Raw genomic sequence first — 19984 nt, 5'->3', positions numbered from 1 at the left:
CATGAAAACATCAGTTCGACATACTGAACTGACCAATGAGAGACAGGAGAAATCTGATGAGCATATATGATACATTAAATGACCGCCAGAGGGAGGCGGTTTTCTATACAGAAGGACCGCTTCTGATTCTTGCAGGAGCAGGGTCAGGAAAGACCAGAGTACTGACACACAGGATCGCATATCTGATTGTGGAGAAAGGAATCAATCCGTGGAATATACTTGCGATCACATTCACAAATAAGGCTGCGCACGAAATGCGTGAGCGTGTCGACCGGATCGCAGGCAACGTCGGTGGAGGCAGTGTGTGGGTATCCACTTTCCATTCTACATGTGTGCGCATTCTGAGACGTCACATCGATCGCCTTGGTTATGATAATAATTTTACGATCTATGATGCAGATGACCAGAAAACCCTGATGAAAGAAATCTGCCGCAAGATGAACATCGACACAAAGAAAGTTAAGGAACGCGCACTTCTGGCGCAGATTTCCCATGCGAAGGATGAGCTTCTGAATCCGGATGAGATGGAGATGAATGCCGGAGCAGATTTTAATCAGAAAAGAGCTGCGCAGGTTTATCGTGAATATCAGGCGGCGCTTCGAAGAAATAATGCGCTCGATTTTGATGATCTGATCGTAAAAACTGTTGAGCTGTTTCAGAACTGCGATGATGTACTGCAGACTTATCAGGAGCGGTTCCGATATATCATGGTTGATGAGTATCAGGACACGAATACTGCACAGTTTAAGTTTGTAAGCCTTCTTGCATCCAGATATGAAAATCTTTGTGTAGTAGGTGATGATGACCAGTCTATTTACAAGTTCCGCGGAGCCAATATCGGCAACATTCTGGGATTCGAGAGAGTATTTCCGAATGCAAAAGTCATCCGTCTTGAGCAGAATTATCGTTCCACACAGAATATTCTTAATGCGGCAAACGGTGTGATCTCCAACAATACTGAGCGTAAAGAAAAGACTCTCTGGACGGAGAATCCGGAAGGGGAGAAGATACATTTCCGTCAGTTTATGAACGGCTATGAAGAAGCAGAATATGTTGTGGGTGATATTGCGAAGCGCCACCGTGACGGTACGGCAGATTACCATGACTGTGCAGTACTTTACCGTACAAATGCCCAGTCACGACTTTTTGAAGAAAAATGTCTGCTTGCCAATATTCCGTACAAGATCGTCGGTGGTGTGAATTTCTATGCACGAAAAGAAATCAAAGATCTTCTGTGTTATTTAAAGACTGTAGACAATGCAGCGGATGATCTTGCCGCACGACGTATCTTAAATGTACCGAAGCGTGGCATCGGTGCAACGACTGTCGGCAGGGTGCAGGATTATGCGGATATGATGAATATCAGTTTTTATGATGCCCTTCGTGTGGCGGAGGAGGTTCCGTCAATCGGAAGAAGCCTGTCAAAGATCGAGGGCTTTGTGACTTTTATTCAGTCATTAAAGAGCAAAGCACAGGCATATTCTGTGTCAGAACTTCTTGAAGAGATCATTGACCTGACTGGTTATGTGGATGAACTCAAAGCCGAGGATACTGATGAGGCAAGAGCAAGAATCGAAAATATTGATGAACTGATTTCCAAGACGGTTTCTTATGAAGAAGCCATGAAGGATGAAGAACGCGAAGCGACTCTGTCCGGCTTCCTTGAGGAAATTGCCCTGATAGCGGAGATTGATTCAGTTGATGAAAATCAGGATTATGTGATTCTGATGACCCTTCACAGTGCAAAGGGACTGGAGTTTCCGTATGTTTATCTTGCCGGTATGGAAGACGGGATGTTTCCGGGCAGCATGAGTATCTTTTCGGGAGATCCTTCCGACATGGAAGAAGAGCGTCGCCTGTGCTATGTAGGTATTACCCGTGCAATGAAAGAACTGACACTGACCAGCGCGCAGCAGCGTATGGTACGTGGGGAGACGCAGTATAACCGTGTATCCAGGTTTGTGAGGGAGATTCCGCGTGAACTGGTAGAACTCGGAAATACTGTGCAGGAGCGCAAACCGAAGATGCCGGAGACGAAATCTTCACTGAACAGTTATCTTCAGATGAAGAAGAATTTCCATACGAAGGCATTTCAGCCACAGAACTTCAAAGTGACCAAAGCGGATTCCCTTGATTACGGAGTCGGTGATACCGTGCGCCATGTCAAATTCGGTGTTGGCATCGTTAAAGATATCGTAGAAGGCGGCAGAGATTATGAGGTTACCGTAGATTTTGACCGCTTTGGTACAAAAAAAATGTTTGCAGCATTTGCAAAGCTGAAAAGAATATAACTTTTTTCTTAAGAATTCTTAATGTTTTCGTACTTTAGTTGCCTCACCTGTCAGGGAATGCTATACTGTTTTATATGAAAAACGAAGGGAGTACATTATGCAAAAGCTTTTAAAAGGTCTTACGAGAATACTCCCTGCTTATGGAGTTTTTCCGGTTATATTTTCTTTTGTATTTAATTGTCTTGTCTATTCAGGTTCAAGGATGATCGCAGGCGGATGGTATCATCACAATATCGAGACAGGCGTGGACAGAAGATTTCCTTTTGTCCCGGAGTTTCTGGTGATCTATTTTGGCTGTTATGTCTTCTGGGCTGTCAATTACATTCTTATTGCAAGGCAGGATCGGCGCAGTGTCTATCAGTTTTTTACAGGAGATTTTATATCGAGATGTATCTGCCTTGTGTTTTTTCTTGCATTTCCAACGACAAATACAAGACCGGTGATCACAGGGGGCGGTTTGTGGAATCAGGCAGCTCTGTGGCTGTATTCGATTGACGCGGCAGACAATCTGTTTCCGTCCATCCACTGTCTGGTAAGTTGGTTCTGTTATCTGGGAATCCGTGGCAGGAAAGAAATTCCGCGCTGGTATCAGAGCGTGTCCATGGTAATTGCGATTCTGGTATTTGTATCCACACTTCTTACGAAACAGCATGTGATCGTAGACGTGGCAGGAGGAATCCTTCTTGCTGAATCCTGTTTCTTCATCGGAAGAAAGACAGATCTCTACAGGATATACGAAAGATTCGGCAGCAGGATCGAACAGAAAATTCGCAGGCTGACAGAAGGGTGAGCTACTTATGAAAAAAAATAAAAAAGTGATCTTCAACGGGGTCTTTCTGGTGACTGTATTTGCACTTACCATCTACGGAGTATTTCATGGAGAAGATCTTGAATCTATGATGGATGCCATACGCAGTGCAGATAAGCGCTGGCTTGCACCCGGGCTTGCGCTGGTCGCATTTTTTATCTGGGGTGAATCGATCATTATATGGTATATGATGCGTTCGTATGGAATCAAAGTAAAAAAGAAAACATGCTTTCTTTTTTCATCGGTGGGTTTTTTCTTCAGTTGTATCACACCGTCTGCAAGTGGCGGACAGCCGATGCAGGCATACTACATGAAAAAGAAAAATATACCCATACCGGTATCCGCCGTGATTCTTATGATAATTACGATTACATACAAACTGGTGCTTGTTGTGATCGGAATCGGCGTGGCGGTATTTGGAAGAGGATTTTTACATCAGTATCTTGAAGGGATACTTCCGGTATTTTATCTTGGACTTGCGCTGAATATTTTCTGTGTGACTTTTATGACAATACTGGTATTTCATCCGCTCCTTGCAAGAAGCTTTATGGTATGGGGACTTAAGATACTGGAAAAGCTTCACATTCTCCGCAGGAAAGACGGAAGACTTAAGAAGCTGGAAGACTCTATGGATGCATACAGAGATACGGCGGCGTATCTCAAAACTCATTCAAAAGTGATCGCAAACGTAATTGGGATTACCTTTGTACAGAGAATGGCAATGTTTGCGGTGACCTGGTTTGTATACAGATCCTTTTCGCTGTCGGGAACAGGATTCTGGACGGTGCTGTTTCTGCAGGCGGTGATTTCTGTTTCTGTTGATATGCTTCCTCTTCCGGGTGGCATGGGAATCAGTGAAACACTGTTTCTGACGATTTTTACACCGGTTTTTGGAACACTGCTTTTACCGGGAATGGTTCTCAGCAGAGGACTTGGATATTATGGGGAGCTTTTGATCAGTGCTCTTTTTACCATCGTGGCACAGCTTACGATCGGACAGGAGCATGACAGCAAAGAGAAGGAGAGTTACGAATGATAGGATTTTATGATTATACGGTAGTGGTTACATATATCAGTCTTGTTTCTTCGATAGTGGGTATGTTCTGTGCAATCGATGGGAAACTTACGGTGGCAGTTTTCTGTCTGGCATTCTCCGGACTGTGTGATATGTTTGACGGAAAAATAGCGAGAACAAAGAAAGACAGGACAGACGACGAGAAATCCTTTGGCATTCAGATAGATTCTCTGTGTGATATTGTCTGTTTCGGAATTTTTCCGATCATCCTTGGATACAAACTTGGCATGTGCAAGCTTTACAGCATTGTTATACTTGCGTTCTATGGTCTGGCAGGCGTGATCCGTCTGGCATATTTTAATGTAATGGAAGCAAAGAGACAGAGTGAGACAAGCGAAAACCGTAAATATTATCAGGGACTTCCGATCACCTCGATGGCTGTGATCATGCCGTTTCTGTTTGTGGCATCTATGTTTTTTCCGGGATTCCGTTATTTTGTAGGATTGCTCCATGCTGCAATGCTGATCGTTGGATTTTTGTTTATACTTAATTTCCGTTTCCGTAAACCGACAAATAAAGAACTGGTTGTTCTGGTTTCGGTTGTGGCAGTAGCAGTCTTCTTTATTCTTTTCTATAAGGAAGCATGGTGGGCTCGTCATGGTGTTGTGACAAAACTGAAAGGAGTGGCTCCGTGAGCAGCTATACAGCAGACAGACAGGGACATATCTGTAAAAATGATTCCGGGCAGGACCGCCTTCTTGAGAAGATGTACGGCTGTGCACCTGGCAGGGCAGTATTAAAGCCACTGGTAAATCCGGTTTTATCTGAGCTTGGCGGCAGGATTCTTGATTCGCGTCTTTCGGCTCTGGCAGTACCGGCATTTATCCGTCATGCCGGAATCGACATGCGGGATTATGAAAAGAGAAAGTTCCGGTCGTACAATGACTTCTTTACAAGAAGGATCCGCGAGGGTGCGAGGCCGGTCAGTATGGTACCGGAGCATTTTGTAAGTCCGTGTGACAGCCGGATAAGCGTCTATCCGATTGATGAAAATTGCCGGGTGAAAATTAAACACACCCCGTATACGGTTGCGGAACTTCTGAAGAATCCGGTACTTGCGAAGCGTTACGAGGGCGGTTATCTCTGGGTATTTCGACTCTGTGTAGATGATTACCATCGATATATTTATATTGATGATGGTTTTGAATCAAGGAGAGTGCACATTGATGGTGCGTTGCACACCGTCAATCCGGTGGCAAACGATGTTTATCCGATCTATAAAGAAAATACAAGAGAATATGCGCTGCTTAAAACTGTCAATTTCGGCACGGTCCTTATGATGGAAGTGGGTGCCCTGATGGTTGGCAGAATCGAGAATGTTCCGCTTCGGGGCAGAGTGAAGCGTGGTAAAGAAAAAGGCAATTTTGCTTTCGGAGGTTCTACGATCGTATTGATGACGCAGAAGGATCGTGTATTGCCGGATCCAGATATTTTCCTGAATTCCGAAAAAGGAATCGAAACAAGAGTACATCTGGGAGAAAAAATCGGTGTATCAGAAGTAAAAGATGATGGTGGTTACATCGGCGAAAATTTATGAGAAGATATGGTAAAATGAAGGAATTCGTGGTATACTATGACCTATAAATGAGTTTGAACGAGAGGAAGGTGCCCATCATGAATCTGAATCATTTATTACAGAACGAAAAAATTGAAGATTTACTTGCTGCCTTAAAGAAAAAAGAGGACGAAAAAGACAAAAATACAGTCCTTTGGGTACTGGCGATCATCGGTGCTGTTGCAGCAGTAGCAGGTATTGCGTTTGCAGTATATCGTTTCTTCGCTCCGGATTATCTGGAAGATTTTGAAGAAGATTTCGATGATGATTTTGATGATTATTTCGAAGACGAGGAAAAGTAAGAGTAGCATGAATCAGCAGCTCCGGCAGATAACCGGGGCTGTTTTACTGCTCTGTCAAAGACAGAGCAGCACGCTCCGCGAGGATGCGACTAGATGCAAGTGGAATATGTCTGCTAAAGCAGACTGCATCTAGCGCGCAAAGCATAACAAGTCACTCAAAGATTGAAGTAGTTGTGTAGTTTGAGGAGACTTGTCTGCTTTGATTTAAAATAGATGAGGAATAATTGAAATGAAAAAAGGTGAAATTTACGAAGGTGTAATAGAAAAGGTGGACTTTCCGAATAAAGGTTATGTCTGTATCGACGATCAGAAAGTGCTGATCAAAAACGGAATTCCGGGACAGAAGGTACGCTTTATGATCCAGAAAAAACGTTCCGGCAGAGCACAGGGACGAATCCTTGAAGTTCTGGAAAAATCTCCTCTTGAGACAAGAGAGGCGGTGTGCAGCAATTTTCCGGCATGTGGCGGCTGCATGTATCAGACGATGTCTTATGAGAATCAGCTGGCAATGAAAGAAACACAGATAAAAGAACTGCTGGAGGATGCACTGGTACAGGGTGGTCAGGTAGATGAGAACGGTCTGGCGGATTTCGAATGGGAAGGCATCCATGGAAGTCCGATTGAGTTCGGCTATCGTAACAAGATGGAATTCTCTTTTGGAGATGAGTACAAAGACGGTCCACTTTCTCTGGGACTGCACAAGAAGGGCAGTACTTACGACATCTTAAATACGGATGACTGTAAATTGGTGCATAAGGATATGACCGATATTCTGATCTGCGTACGTGAGTTTTTCAGAGAAAAAGGAGCTTCTTATTACAGAAAACTGCAGCACACAGGCTATCTCCGACATCTGATGCTGCGCCGTGGTGTAACATCAGGTGAGATTCTTGTACATCTTGTTACGACCACGCAGGAGGAATATGATCTGGAACCACTGAAAGAACAGCTTTTGGCCCTTCCGCTGGAAGGAAAAATCGTCGGGATCATGCACATTCTCAATGATTCTCTATCAGATGTCGTGCAGAGCGATGAGACAAGAATTCTTTATGGACAGGACTATTTCTACGAGACGCTGCTCGGACTGAAATTCCGAATCAGTACCTTTTCTTTCTTCCAGCCGAATTCCCTGGCGGCGGAAGTACTTTATAATATTGTAAGAGAATACATTCAGAATACCAGCGGTATGGAGGTATTTGACCTTTACAGTGGTACCGGTACGATCGCACAGCTTCTTGCGCCGGTGGCAAAAGAGGTGATCGGAGTAGAAATCGTAGAGGATGCAGTGGAAGCTGCAAGAGAAAATGCAAAGCTGAACGGGCTGGATAATTGCCGTTTCATTGCAGGCGATGTTCTGAAAGTTCTGGATGACCTGACGGAAAAGCCGGATGTGATCGTGCTGGATCCGCCGCGTGATGGTATTCATCCGAAAGCACTGCCGAAGATCCTTTCCTACGGTGTGAACCGTATCGTATATGTTTCCTGTAAGGCGACCAGTCTTGCACGTGACCTGGAGGCATTTCTTGCAGCAGGCTACCGTCTGGAAAAGGCATGCTGCGTAGATCAGTTCTGCGAAACCGTATGGACAGAGGCAGTAGCCCTGCTTGTTAAAGAATAAAAAGAAAAATTCCCGGAGTATCTGGATGGTATTCCGGGAATTTTTACGTTATAGGAAATTATTACGTAACCAAATATCTGATAAAATTCTTGAAAATTTATCGGAAATATATTGACATATGTGACCGGAATGTTATAATACAATCAAACATATGAATGATTGTTCATATGAAAGAGCGAAAGAAAAGAATAAGCATATAAAAGGAGAATCCCACTATGAAGAAATCTTACAAAATCGAAGTTGACTGTGCAAACTGTGCAAACAAAATGGAAGAAGCAGCAAAGAACACTGCAGGTGTTAAGGATGCAGCCGTAAACTTTATGATGCTGAAAATGAACGTAGAATTCGAAGAAGGACAGGATCCGAAGAGTGTTATGAAAGAAGTCCTCAAGAATTGCAAGAAGGTTGAAGACGACTGCGAAATTTATTTATAAGAATGAACCTGATTGCTCTGCTGCGGCTGCGGCAGAGCGATTTTCAAAAAGGAGAGAAAAGAAATGAATAAAAAGCAGAAAAAAATGATGACACGTATTATCATAGCAGCGGCACTGCTGATCGTTCTGCATTTCATTCCGATTACAGGAATTCCGAGATTCATCTGTTATCTGGCGATTTATCTGGAAATCGGATATGATATTTTGAAAAAAGCTTTCAAGGGAATCAAAAACGGTCAGGTGTTTGACGAAAACTTCCTGATGGCGATTGCCACAGTCGGTGCTTTCGGACTGGCAGTTTATGAGAAGAGTGGAGATTATAATGAGGCAATCGCCGTTATGCTTTTTTACCAGATAGGTGAACTCTTCCAGAGCTATGCAGTAGGCAAAAGCCGTCGCAACATCAGTGAACTGATGGATATCCGTCCGGATTATGCAAATATCGAAAAAGACGGCAAACTGGAACAGGTTGATCCGGATGAAGTCGAGATTGGTTCCATGATCGTAGTACAGCCGGGTGAAAAAGTTCCGATCGACGGTGTGATCATTGAAGGAAGTACAACTCTGAATACAAGTGCCCTGACCGGTGAGAGTCTTCCGAGAAATGCAAAACCGGGAGATGAGATCATCAGCGGATGTATCAATATGACAGGTGTGCTGAGAATCCGTACTACAAAAGAGTTTGGTGAATCTACTGTATCCAGGATTCTGGAACTTGTCGAGAATTCCAGTTCCCGTAAATCCAGATCCGAAAACTTTATTTCAAAATTTGCACGATATTATACGCCGGCAGTCTGCTATGGTGCGCTTGCCCTTGCGTTACTGCCGCCGATTGTAAATCTTCTTTTCCTCCACAATCCTGCGCAGTGGGGACAGTGGGTCTATCGTGCGCTGACCTTCCTGGTAATCAGCTGCCCGTGTGCACTTGTTATCAGTATTCCGCTCAGTTTCTTTGCAGGAATCGGTGGTGCAAGCAATGCCGGTGTCCTGGTCAAAGGATCAAACTATCTGGAAACACTGGCACAGACAAAATATGTTGTATTTGACAAGACAGGTACTCTGACAAAAGGTGTGTTTGAAGTTGCCGGTGTGCATCACAATACTATGGAAGAAGCAAAAATCCTTGAATATGCCGCACTTGCAGAAAGCTTTTCCACACATCCGATCAGCCGCAGCCTGAAAACTGCTTATGGCAAAGAAATTGATCAGAATCGTGTAACAGATGTAGAAGAAATCAGTGGAAATGGTGTTACCGCAAAAGTAGACGGAGTTTCTGTGGCAGTCGGCAATGCAAAACTGATGAAACGTATCGGAGTAGAAGCAGTCGAATGTCATCAGGTAGGAACGGTCATTCATGTGGCAATCAACGGTGCTTATGCAGGACATATCCTGATCGCTGATGTGCCGAAACCGACATCAAAAGAGGCAATTGCAAATCTTAAGAAACACGGCATCAAAGAGACAGTCATGCTGACCGGAGATATCGATAAAGTTGCACAGCAGGTAGCCGGTGAACTGGGCGTGGACCGTGTATACAGTGAACTTCTGCCGGCTGATAAAGTAACAAAGGTAGAAGAACTCCTTGCAAAAAAGACAGCGAAAGAAAAACTTGCCTTTGTTGGTGACGGTATCAACGATGCACCGGTACTTTCCAGAGCCGATATCGGTATTGCGATGGGAGCGCTTGGCTCAGATGCTGCGATCGAAGCCGCTGATGTCGTCCTGATGGATGATGATCCGCAAAAAATCGTCAAAGCAATCCGCATTGCGAAGAAATGCATGCGTATTGTTTATGAAAATATTTACTTTGCAATCGGTATCAAGGTTATCTGCCTGATTCTCGGCGCAGTTGGTATTGCCAACATGTGGGTTGCAATCTTTGCTGATGTCGGAGTTATGGTAATTGCTGTCCTGAACGCGATAAGAACCCTTTTTGTAAAGAAATTGTAACTACAGGTTACAAAGATGGGTTGAAAGAAAGAGAGATATATATGACAGAAGAAAGAGAAGAATTAAGCTGTGAATGTCAGGAAATCCATGAAGACCTTCTGAAGATCGTAAATGAGACCATGCCGGACGAGGAAGAATTGTATGATCTGGCAGATCTGTTCAAGGTATTTGCAGACTCTACCCGTATCCGCATTCTGTTCGTGTTATTTGAATCAGAAGTGTGTGTCTGCGATCTTGCGAAAGTCCTGAATATGACACAGTCTGCAGTTTCCCATCAGCTTCGCATCCTGAAGCAGAACAAGCTGGTGAAGAACCGCAGAGAAGGAAAATCTATTTTTTATTCCCTTGCAGATGATCATGTACGAACGATCATCTCAATGGGAAGAGAACATATTCTGGAGTAAAGTATGGATTATTTGTCAAAGAATGTAGCGGCAAATTTAAAAAGAATAAGAAAGTCAAAATGCATGAGTCTGGACCAGACCGCAGAACAGACCGGAGTCAGCAAAAGCATGCTTGCACAGATAGAGAGAGGGACTGCCAATCCCTCTCTTGGCGTACTCGGAAAGGTCACAAGTGGACTTCGAATCGAATTTCAGGAGTTGATACAGCCGCCCCGGGAAGACTGTCTCCTTGTAACTCCACAGGAACTGCTGCCGACCAAAGAGCTGGAAGGGCAATACCGGGTATGGACCTGTCTGCCGTATGAAGACACAAGACTTGTAGAGGTATACCGGATCGAAGTGGAGCCGGGCGGGGTTTATGTCAGCGGAAGCCATGGCGAAAAGACACGGGAGTATCTGGCGGTCACGGAAGGAGAACTGACAGTGGAATGCCACGGGCAGAGTTATTGCATTCATAAAGACCAGATATTTAAATTTGAGACCGACCAGGAGCATGTATATAAAAATACAGGCAGCGAGAAAGCCTGTTGCACTTGCTTTTTCCTTGATTATCATGGAAAATAGAAGAAAGCACCGGAAGGTTATTTATGTCCGAAAGAAACATCAGAACAGAAAAGGGGACAGCATATGATAAAAGCAGTTATATTTGATCTGGATAATACATTATACAGCTATGATGCGAATCATATTTACGGTATGGAAGCACTGGCAGGCTACTGCAGGGAAACATTCGGCATAACTGAAGAGGAGACGCGTGAATATTACAGAAAAGCCGGATATATTATGGCGAACAGGATCGGTACAGATACCGCTGCGATCCACAGCCGTATGCTGCGTCTGCAATGTATGATGGAACTGCTGGAAAAGCCTCTTTTTCCGCATGTACAGAAGATGTACCATATTTACTGGGATGCATTTCTTCAGCATATAGAACCAAATCCGGGAGTCCTGGATTTCCTTATGGAACTCAGAAAAAGAAAGATACGCATCGGAATCGGTACAGATATGACAGCCTATATCCAGTACAAAAAACTCGAAGCAATCGGTGCGGAGGTCTATATTGATTTTATGGTTACCAGTGAAGAAGCTGGTGTGGAGAAACCACATTATCATTTATTTGAACTCTGCGTGGAAAAAGCAGGTGTCCGGGCGGAAGAGTGTGTATTCATCGGAGATAATGTGAAGAAAGACATAGAAGGTGCATGGGAGAGCGGCCTTAGAGGTATCTGGTATACGCAGGAAAAAGAACCAACGGAACGCAGATATTTCCCGACACTGCGCTCATTTACAGAAATTAATGTGGATGATTTCCTTACGCAGCAATAAGAGTGCAGAATGGTCGGGAAAAGAAAATGGAATAATATAGAAAAACGTTTTGTGCAATATAATGCACAGAATGAATGGCTGTAAATATAACCTGAAAATTCAAAAAGTCTTTTAAAATCAGCAAAAATCTTTTTTGTAAAAATACTATTGACAAACAATACTGTCAGTGATATTGTAATGTTGTACAAAATAATACACGAAAAATTAAGCAAAGGCGCTTACCGGAAACGGAAATCTGCCTTTGCTTTTTTTATTTTAAGGATACAGGGAGGAATCAGCCATGAAATTAAAAGACACAGGATTAACTTTTCAGGACATCAAAGACAAAGTAAACAAGTATATGATCGAGACTTATGAGCGTTTTGATTTTCTTGCTGAAACAGCAGAAGGCATGTATATCTATGATGAGAACGGAACACCATATCTTGACTTTTATGCAGGTATTGCAGTAAACAGTGCAGGAAACTGTAACCCGAAAGTAGTGGCAGCGGTAAAAGACCAGGTAGAAGACATCATGCATACATTCAACTATCCATACACGATTCCGCAGGCATTACTTGCCGAGAAAGTGTGCGAGACGATCGGCATGGACAAGATCTTTTATCAGAACTCCGGTACAGAAGCAAACGAAGCGATGATCAAAATGGCACGTAAATATGGCATAGAAAAATACGGACCGAACCGTTACCATATCGTAACTGCAAAGATGGGCTTCCATGGAAGAACCTTCGGTGCCATGTCCGCAACCGGTCAGCCGGGAAACGGATGTCAGGTTGGTTTCGGACCGATGACATACGGATTCTCCTATGCACCGTATAATGATCTGCAGGCATTTAAAGATGCATGTACCGAAAACACCATTGCAATCATGGTTGAGCCGGTACAGGGAGAAGGCGGTGTACATCCTGCAACAATGGAATTTATGCAGGGACTTCGTAAATTCTGTGATGAGAATGATATGCTTCTTCTGATCGATGAGGTACAGACCGGATGGTGCAGAACCGGTGCAGTAATGTCTTATATGAACTACGGAATCAAACCAGATATCGTTTCCATGGCGAAAGCACTTGGCGGCGGCATGCCGATCGGTGCGATCTGTGCGACAGCAGAAGTTGCAAAAGCATTTTCGGCAGGTTCCCACGGAACTACATTCGGCGGACATCCGGTAAGCTGTGCGGCAGCACTTGCAGAAGTTAACGAACTTCTTGACAGAGATCTTGCAGGAAATGCGAAAAAAGTCGGTGACTACTTTGCATCCAAACTGGAAAAACTTCCACATGTAAAAGAAGTAAGACATCAGGGACTTCTGGTTGGTGTGGAATTTGATGATACAATCGGTGGTGTAGATGTAAAACACGGCTGCCTGGATCGCAAACTTCTGATCACAGCAATCGGAGCACATATCATCCGTATGATTCCACCGCTTATCGTGACAGAAGAAGACTGCGACAAAGCAGTTGCGATCATTGAAGATACGATCAAATCCCTGGAAAAATAAATAAGAACGAAAAAGTGACAAGGGCGTCGCGGATCATTATAAGTGGTTCGCGCGCTTTTTTCTATTAAGAGGAAATGAATAACAAAATTCGTGTGAGAGGAAATCGGTATGAGACATCTGGTAATAACGATTGGCTGTGAATACGGCGCCAAAGGTAATGCCATAGGCAGAAAAATAGCAGAAGACCTCAATATCAAATTTTATAATCGTGAACTCGTGGACGAGATCATCGAAGAGGTCGGAATACCAAAAGAAATTATGGAAAAAGTTGAAGAAGGCGGCACGATCGCAGGTAAAGGTGCAGAGGGTGATGTCAGAGGATCCTTTTCAAAATATGCGGATCTGACAGATCGTGCGATTCATGTGCAGAAGCAGATTATCCGCAAACTGGCAGAGAAAGAATCCTGTGTGATCATCGGACGTTCTGCGGATTATATTCTCAAAGATTCCGATAAGATCAATCTTCTGAGGGCATTTATCTATGCTCCGGATGATGTAAGAATTCACAACATTATGGAGAGCCATAATCTTACAGAGAAGGATGCCAGAATTCTGCTTCTGGAAAAAGATAAACGATATCACAAACGTCATCTGGCACTGACAGGAAGCAACCGTGGTGACCGTCACAATCGAAATATCCTGATTGACAGCTCTTATCTTGGGATAGAGGGAACAGCAGATTACATCGAGGAACTTGTCAGAAGAAAATTCGGAAGCGGGGAGGAATGAGTCTATGGGACAGAAAAAATCAGAATTTGATAAAGTATTCAGTGCATGGGATATTCTTGTGATCGCTTTCGGAGCTATGATCGGCTGGGGCTGGGTCGTATCTTCCGGAACATGGATCGATGCAGGCGGTGTTGTCGGTGCAGCACTTGCATTTGCGATCGGTGGTGTCATGATCTTTTTTGTCGGTCTTACATACGCAGAACTGACGGCTGCCATGCCACAGTGTGGCGGGGAACATGTATTCAGTTACAAGGCAATGGGGGCGACGGGTTCTTTTATCTGTACATGGGCAATCGTTCTCGGATATGTCGGTGTTACCTGTTTTGAGGCATGTGCATTTCCGACGATCATTACCTATCTGTGGCCGGGATTCCTCAAAGGTTATCTTTATACGGTAGCAGGATTTGATATTTATGCATCCTGGCTGATCGTGGCAATTATCGTAGCGTTTTTCATTATGATGATCAATATCCTGGGGGCAAAAACAGCAGCAGTACTCCAGACTGTTCTGACCTGCATAATCGGTGGCGCAGGAATCCTTCTGATCGTAGCATCAGTGATTAACGGTAATGTGGACAATCTGCAGGGACAGATGTTTATGGGTGAAACAACGGGAACAATGGTAAAAAATGTATTGAAAGTTGCCGTTATCACACCGTTTTTCTTTATTGGTTTTGATGTTATCCCGCAGGCGGCAGAAGAAATCAATGTACCGCTTAAAAAGATAGGTAAGATGATGATCCTGTCTGTTGTACTGGCAGTTGTATTTTATTCTTTCGTAATCTTATCTGTAGGATATGTCCTGAACCCGGCGGAAATAGCACTTTCCCAGAGTACGACAGGCCTTGTTACCGCGGATGCCATGGCGAAAGCTTTTGGAACATCCGTGATGGCGAAAGTCATCATTGTAGGCGGTATGTGTGGTATCGTGACTTCATGGAACTCCTTTATGATCGGTGGTTCCCGTGCTTTATACTCCATGGCAGAATCCTACATGATTCCGAAGGTGTTTGCAAAACTTCATCCGAAGCACAAAACACCGGTAAATGCACTGATTCTGATCGGTATTCTTACCATGCTTGCTCCTTTTGCAGGACGTGTCATGATGGTGTGGATCTGTGACGCAGGAAACTTCGGCTGCTGTCTTGCATACTGTATGGTTTCGATTTCATTCCTGATTCTTCGAAAAAAAGAACCGGATATGCCAAGACCTTACCGTGTTCCGGCGTACAAATTTGTCGGAACCATGGCAGTGCTCCTTTCTGGATGTATGGTACTCGTATACTGTATTCCTGGTTCCGGCGGTACTCTGATCATGCAGGAATGGATGATGGTTGGTGCGTGGAGCCTGCTCGGAATTGTGTTCTTTGCAGTCTGCAAACTGAAATATAAAGAAAAATTCGGCAGTCTTATTGAGATCATTTCTGATGAGGATGCAGCATCTCTGATGCCGGAGGCTGATGATAAAGAACTTGATCTGGTTATTGATGCAGCAATTGATCGTGTACTCTCGAGAATGCCGGCATGACGTCAGATAAAAATAGATATAAAATGAGAAAAGAGGCAGATTATGAATCCGTTTGAATTTTTTATACCACAGAATATTATCGTTGGGGCAGGTACGCTTGTGCGGCTTCCGGAATGTGCACAGAAACTGGGAGGAACCCATGCCATGCTGCTGTCAGGACCGACACTTCGTAAGATGGGAATTGTGGATAAAGCAGCAAAATATCTCGAAGATGCCGGCATGAAGGTGGATATCTTTACGGAAATAGAAGCAAACCCGTCAGTAACGACTGTAGAAAAGGCAACAACTGCATTTAAAGAAGCCGGGGCAGATTTTATTGTGGCGCTGGGCGGCGGCTCTCCAATGGATGTTGCCAAGGCTGTCGGTGTAACCGCAAAATACGGTGGCAGCATTACAGAATATGAAGGGGCACATAAAGTACCTGGAAAAATTATCCCACTCATTGCGATCCCGACGACAGCAGGCACCGGTTCAGAGGTCACTGCGTTTTCGGTTATCACAGATCACAGCAGAGATTATAAACTGACAGTATTCAGTTATGAACTTTTTCCTTCTTATGCAATACTGGATCCGGAGCTTCTGACATCTGCGCCGGCCTCTGTGGCGGCAGTATGTGGAATCGACGCATTTATTCATGCAGAAGAGGCATATGTTTCTACAGCAGCCTCTCCGTTTTCGGATGCCATGGCTGAGAAAGCGATGGAACTGATCGGTAAAAATATCCGCCGGTTTGTCGCAAGACGTACGGATCTGGAGGCAGCAGAGGCAATGCTGACCGGTTCACTTTTTGCCGGAATTGCTTTTTCCTTTGCACGTCTTGGAAATGTACATGCAATGAGCCATCCGGTAAGTGCTTTCTTTGATGTACCACATGGAGTGGCAAACGCAGTACTGCTTCCGGTGATCGCAGAATACAATGCACTGGCAGATCATGGCAGATATCTGACCATCTATAATTATATCAGTCCGATTCCGGCATATGAGGATGAATTTGAGCCGTTGATGCTAGTAGATGCAATCCGTGAACTGAATGAAGATATCGGAATTCCGGAGGATCTGACAACAGCGATCCGTCAGGCGGCAAAAGGCAGAGAAGTTTCTGATGAAGAAATCGAAAGCAAGATCGATGCCATGGCAGATGATGCGATGAAGAGCGGAAACATTGCCGTCAATCCAAGATCTTCTCAGAAGCGTGATATTGTAGAACTTTATCACAAAGCAATATAATAGAAAGAAGAATTTTTTTATGACATGCAGGTATATTTCATGTGAGATGTATCTGCATGTTTTGTTGTAAAAAAGCAGATCTCCGGTTTTGTCCTTGCAGGAAAGACATGGGAAGTGTTATACTTTTGTGGATAAAAGAAACAGAAAAAAGTTCACAGGGGGGAAAACATGGAGCTTTTTGAATTTTATAATAAAATAGAAGAATATCAGAATCAGAAAAACAATATTCTGGCTACGGTGCTTGAAGGGGAAAACAGCGGAAGCCGCTATTTCTTTTCAAAGGGAGACCTTATCACAGTGTACGGTGACGGTGCGATCCCGGATGAACAATTAAAAGAGATCGCACAGGCACAGCAGAGCCGGATCACAGAGGCTGATGGTCAGAAAGTATTTGTGGAAGCATTGAAACAGCCGGCGCATCTGGTGATCTGTGGGGCAGGACATGTATCGCAGCAGGTGATCCTGCTTGCAGCCAAAGTCGGTTTTCATGTGACAGTACTGGAAGACCGTCCGAGTTTTGCCGGAGAAGCAAGAAGAATGGGGGCGGATCGAGTGATCTGCGACAGTTTTGAGCATGGACTTGATCAGATTCCGGACAGAGAAGATACGTATTTCCTGGTTGTGACCAGAGGACACCGGTATGATAAGGAATGTCTGGACATTATATTGAAAAAACCACACTGCTATGTTGGTATGATGGCGAGCCGTGGACGTGCGGCACTTCTTAAGAAACAGATGGAAGAAGAAGGTATCGACAGGAAACTGCTGGATGGAATCCATACGCCGGTAGGTATGCCGATTAATGCCGAGACACCCGAAGAGATTGCGATATCTATCGTATCTGAACTCATTCATGAAAAGAACAGTCTTCGCAAAACAAGCGGATACAAAAAAGACCTGATGGAATACCTGACCGGAAGAAAGAAAGCAGAAAACGGAATGGCACTTGCAACGATCATTGAAAGACGGGGATCGGCACCGAGGGAAATCGGGACAAAGATGCTGGTCCTTGCCGATGGAACGCTCATCGGCACGATCGGCGGCGGCTGTATGGAGAGCGAAGTGCAGCATCAGTGTCTGCGCCTTATTCATGACGGAGACAGAAAAGGAAGAATCTTTAAAGTAGATATGACCGTTTCCGAGGCAGAGGAAGAGGGGCTTGTCTGCGGCGGTGCCATACAGGTATTTCTGGAAGTTCTGTAGATTTCTTTGAGGCGAAACATTTGTTCGAAAATAATAAAATTTAAAATACAACTATATACAGAACTGTGCTATAATACATGTATTCAATAAAAGAGATACGTAATCGCAGGGAAAGCAGAAGATATTTTCCTGTGAAGAGAATATGGAGGATGAAGATATGAAGAAAAGAAACTTAATGGTTGCGTTACTTTGCAGCATGTGTCTGGCAGTCAGCTCTCCTGTCCCGGCAATGGCTGACGGCACGAAGGTCGTAACGCTTGGTGCAGACCTTACACAGGATCAGAAGAATACAATGATGAACTACTTTAAGGCAGATTCCAGTCAGGTACAGGTCATCACTGTTACAAATCAGGATGAGCGCGATCTTCTCGGTAATTATGTTCCGAGTGAACAGATCGGAACAAGAACTTTAAGCTGTGCTTACGTAAAACCTACCCAGTCAGGCGGTATCAAGGTTCGTACCGCGAACCTCAATTACGTAACCTGTAATATGATCGCGACAGCACTTTCTACAGCAGGTGTTAACAACTGTGAAGTTGTTGCGGCATGCCCGTACGAAGTATCTGGTACAGGTGCGCTTACCGGTGTCATGAAAGCATACGAATCTGCAAGCGGACAGGCTCTGGATTCCACAAAGAAAGACCTGGCTGCGAAAGAAGTCGTTGTTACAGGAAATGTCGGACAGCAGGTTGGCCAGGACAATGCAACCAATATCATCAATCAGGCGAAAATGCAGATCATCGGTGACAATATTCAGAATGCTGATGAAATCTACAACATTGTAAACAACATTGCTGTTCAGAACGGAATCACTTTAAGCCAGGATGAGCTTGACACGATCGTTTCCCTTCTGCAGCAGATCGCACAGCAGAACTATGACATTCAGGAAATGAAGAAAACTCTGGAAGATATCCAGCAGAATCTTGAAGACAGCAAGAACGGAACTTCTTCTGATGACAGTTCTGATGACGATGCAGTGGATGAAGGAGAGGACATTACACAGGACGTTGACAGCGGGGCACTTGGCGATGATGTTAAACAGACTTCCACAGAGGATGCTAATCTTGCAAAAGATACAGGTGCAGATACCAACCAGACCGAGAATACAGATCCTTCCGATGACAGCGGAGATTATAATATTCCGGAAGCAACAGGCGATGGAACAACTGAGGACGGAACCACAGAAGAGACACCGCAGGAAACCCCGGATGGATCTGAAGAAAATACAGACAGTTCTACAGATGGCATTCCGGAAGCAACAGGTGATGGAACAGACGCAGGAACAGACGAATCCGGTGAAGGTACAGATGAAACGGCAGACAATACAGAAGATACTTTAAATACAGATGATCTTTCCGAAGAAAGCAAGGCAAAATTTGACCAGGCGAAACTCTTCTGCAAGGGTGAGTATGAAGGCGATCTTGCAGTACTTCAGTCTGTAGTAGAGAATGTGACAGAGCCGCCGGTAACACTGGATCAGGATGTTGCAGAAAAACTCAGCCAGAAGGTTCTGGAAACTTATCTGAATATTCTGAAAGATGCAGGCGCTACCTATGTACCGGATGGAACAGAAGTTTATCTGTCCACTGAGCTTAATATGATGAATAAGGAATTAAAGACGATCTTCAGCACGGAGACAGATCCGGCAGAAGATGATATTCTCTACAGCGTAGATCCGGAAGTGCGACAGAAGATGTATGACGATACACTGAATTTCTTCGTAAAACTTTATGGAGAAGATGTTCAGACAGAGAGTACAGATACGCAGAATGTGTCTGAAGATACTGCTTCCGGGGAGAATACAGAAGAATACACTGAGGATTATACAGAATAAATCTGGCTGATCTTACAGGTCAATGCAAAAAGGATGCTTCGGCATCCTTTTTTTGCTTTATAGGAAATTACTCTGTAATTTTCCAATAAAGCAAAAACGCTCCGCGAGGATGTGACCAGATGCAAGAGGAATATGTCTGCTAAAGCAGACTGCATCTGGCACGCAAAGCGTAACAAGTCCATCAAAGATTGAGGGATGCAGG

General features: G+C 44.2%; 18 protein-coding genes. All 18 read left to right on the top strand.

The window, feature by feature from the left end:
- The first annotated feature begins 56 nt into the window (after positions 1–56).
- Positions 57–2291, top strand: coding sequence for a DNA helicase PcrA (gene pcrA, locus BQ7344_RS06870; protein WP_072521981.1), 2235 nt, complete (start codon positions 57–59; stop codon positions 2289–2291).
- Positions 2292–2388: 97 nt separating this feature from the next.
- Complete coding sequence (locus tag BQ7344_RS06865) at positions 2389–3081, top strand: phosphatase PAP2 family protein (protein WP_072521980.1); 693 nt, start codon at positions 2389–2391, stop codon at positions 3079–3081.
- Positions 3082–3088: 7 nt separating this feature from the next.
- Positions 3089–4135 carry a lysylphosphatidylglycerol synthase transmembrane domain-containing protein gene (locus tag BQ7344_RS06860; protein WP_072521979.1) on the top strand — a complete coding sequence of 349 codons (1047 nt, stop codon included), beginning with the start codon at positions 3089–3091 and terminating at the stop codon, positions 4133–4135.
- The gene (locus tag BQ7344_RS06855) at positions 4132–4809 is read left to right on the top strand and encodes a CDP-alcohol phosphatidyltransferase family protein (RefSeq protein WP_072521978.1); all 678 of its coding nucleotides are present in this window, start codon (positions 4132–4134) and stop codon (positions 4807–4809) included. Before BQ7344_RS06860 ends, BQ7344_RS06855 begins: the two co-directional genes overlap by 4 nt.
- Complete coding sequence (locus BQ7344_RS06850; RefSeq protein WP_072521977.1) at positions 4806–5711, top strand: phosphatidylserine decarboxylase; 906 nt, start codon at positions 4806–4808, stop codon at positions 5709–5711. The genes BQ7344_RS06855 and BQ7344_RS06850 overlap by 4 nt, the downstream gene beginning before the upstream one ends.
- 77 nt (positions 5712–5788) lie before the next feature.
- Complete coding sequence (locus BQ7344_RS06845) at positions 5789–6031, top strand: hypothetical protein (RefSeq protein WP_072521976.1); 243 nt, start codon at positions 5789–5791, stop codon at positions 6029–6031.
- A 229-nt stretch (positions 6032–6260) separates the two neighbouring features.
- A complete protein-coding gene (gene rlmD / locus BQ7344_RS06840; RefSeq protein ID WP_072521975.1) occupies positions 6261–7649 on the top strand; it encodes a 23S rRNA (uracil(1939)-C(5))-methyltransferase RlmD in 1389 nt (462 codons plus the stop codon).
- Between the two features lie 215 nt (positions 7650–7864).
- Positions 7865–8083, top strand: coding sequence for a cation transporter (locus tag BQ7344_RS06835; protein ID WP_072521974.1), 219 nt, complete (start codon positions 7865–7867; stop codon positions 8081–8083).
- A 63-nt stretch (positions 8084–8146) separates the two neighbouring features.
- Entirely contained in the window at positions 8147–10033 is a 1887-nt protein-coding gene (locus BQ7344_RS06830) for a heavy metal translocating P-type ATPase (protein WP_072521973.1), read from the top strand.
- A gap of 41 nt (positions 10034–10074) precedes the next feature.
- A complete protein-coding gene (locus tag BQ7344_RS06825) occupies positions 10075–10437 on the top strand; it encodes an ArsR/SmtB family transcription factor (protein WP_072521972.1) in 363 nt (120 codons plus the stop codon).
- 3 nt (positions 10438–10440) lie between these two features.
- Positions 10441–11001, top strand: coding sequence for a helix-turn-helix domain-containing protein (locus BQ7344_RS06820; RefSeq protein WP_072521971.1), 561 nt, complete (start codon positions 10441–10443; stop codon positions 10999–11001).
- Between the two features lie 63 nt (positions 11002–11064).
- Entirely contained in the window at positions 11065–11763 is a 699-nt protein-coding gene (locus BQ7344_RS06815; RefSeq protein ID WP_072521970.1) for an HAD family hydrolase, read from the top strand.
- Between the two features lie 280 nt (positions 11764–12043).
- On the top strand, positions 12044–13261 hold the full coding sequence (locus BQ7344_RS06810) for an aspartate aminotransferase family protein (protein WP_072521969.1): 1218 nt from the start codon (positions 12044–12046) through the stop codon (positions 13259–13261).
- A 108-nt stretch (positions 13262–13369) separates the two neighbouring features.
- Entirely contained in the window at positions 13370–13990 is a 621-nt protein-coding gene (locus BQ7344_RS06805; protein WP_072521968.1) for a cytidylate kinase-like family protein, read from the top strand.
- 4 nt (positions 13991–13994) lie between these two features.
- Entirely contained in the window at positions 13995–15518 is a 1524-nt protein-coding gene (locus BQ7344_RS15855) for an APC family permease (protein WP_083585502.1), read from the top strand.
- Positions 15519–15560: 42 nt separating this feature from the next.
- Positions 15561–16745 (top strand): iron-containing alcohol dehydrogenase, encoded by a 1185-nt coding sequence (locus tag BQ7344_RS15850; protein ID WP_083585501.1) that lies wholly within the window; start codon positions 15561–15563, stop codon positions 16743–16745.
- A 168-nt stretch (positions 16746–16913) separates the two neighbouring features.
- Positions 16914–17948: an XdhC family protein gene (locus BQ7344_RS06795; RefSeq protein WP_072521967.1), complete on the top strand. Its 1035-nt coding sequence runs from the start codon at positions 16914–16916 to the stop codon at positions 17946–17948.
- 157 nt (positions 17949–18105) lie between these two features.
- Positions 18106–19782 carry a DUF1002 domain-containing protein gene (locus BQ7344_RS06790; protein ID WP_235816062.1) on the top strand — a complete coding sequence of 559 codons (1677 nt, stop codon included), beginning with the start codon at positions 18106–18108 and terminating at the stop codon, positions 19780–19782.
- Positions 19783–19984 lie beyond the last annotated feature (202 nt).

Origin of the sequence: Blautia sp. Marseille-P3087, assembly GCF_900120195.1 — a bacterium.
Taxonomy (GTDB): Bacteria; Bacillota; Clostridia; order Lachnospirales; family Lachnospiraceae; genus Blautia_A.
The sequence above is the reverse complement of the archived record's forward strand: the minus strand, read 5'-3'. Positions and strand labels throughout refer to the sequence as shown.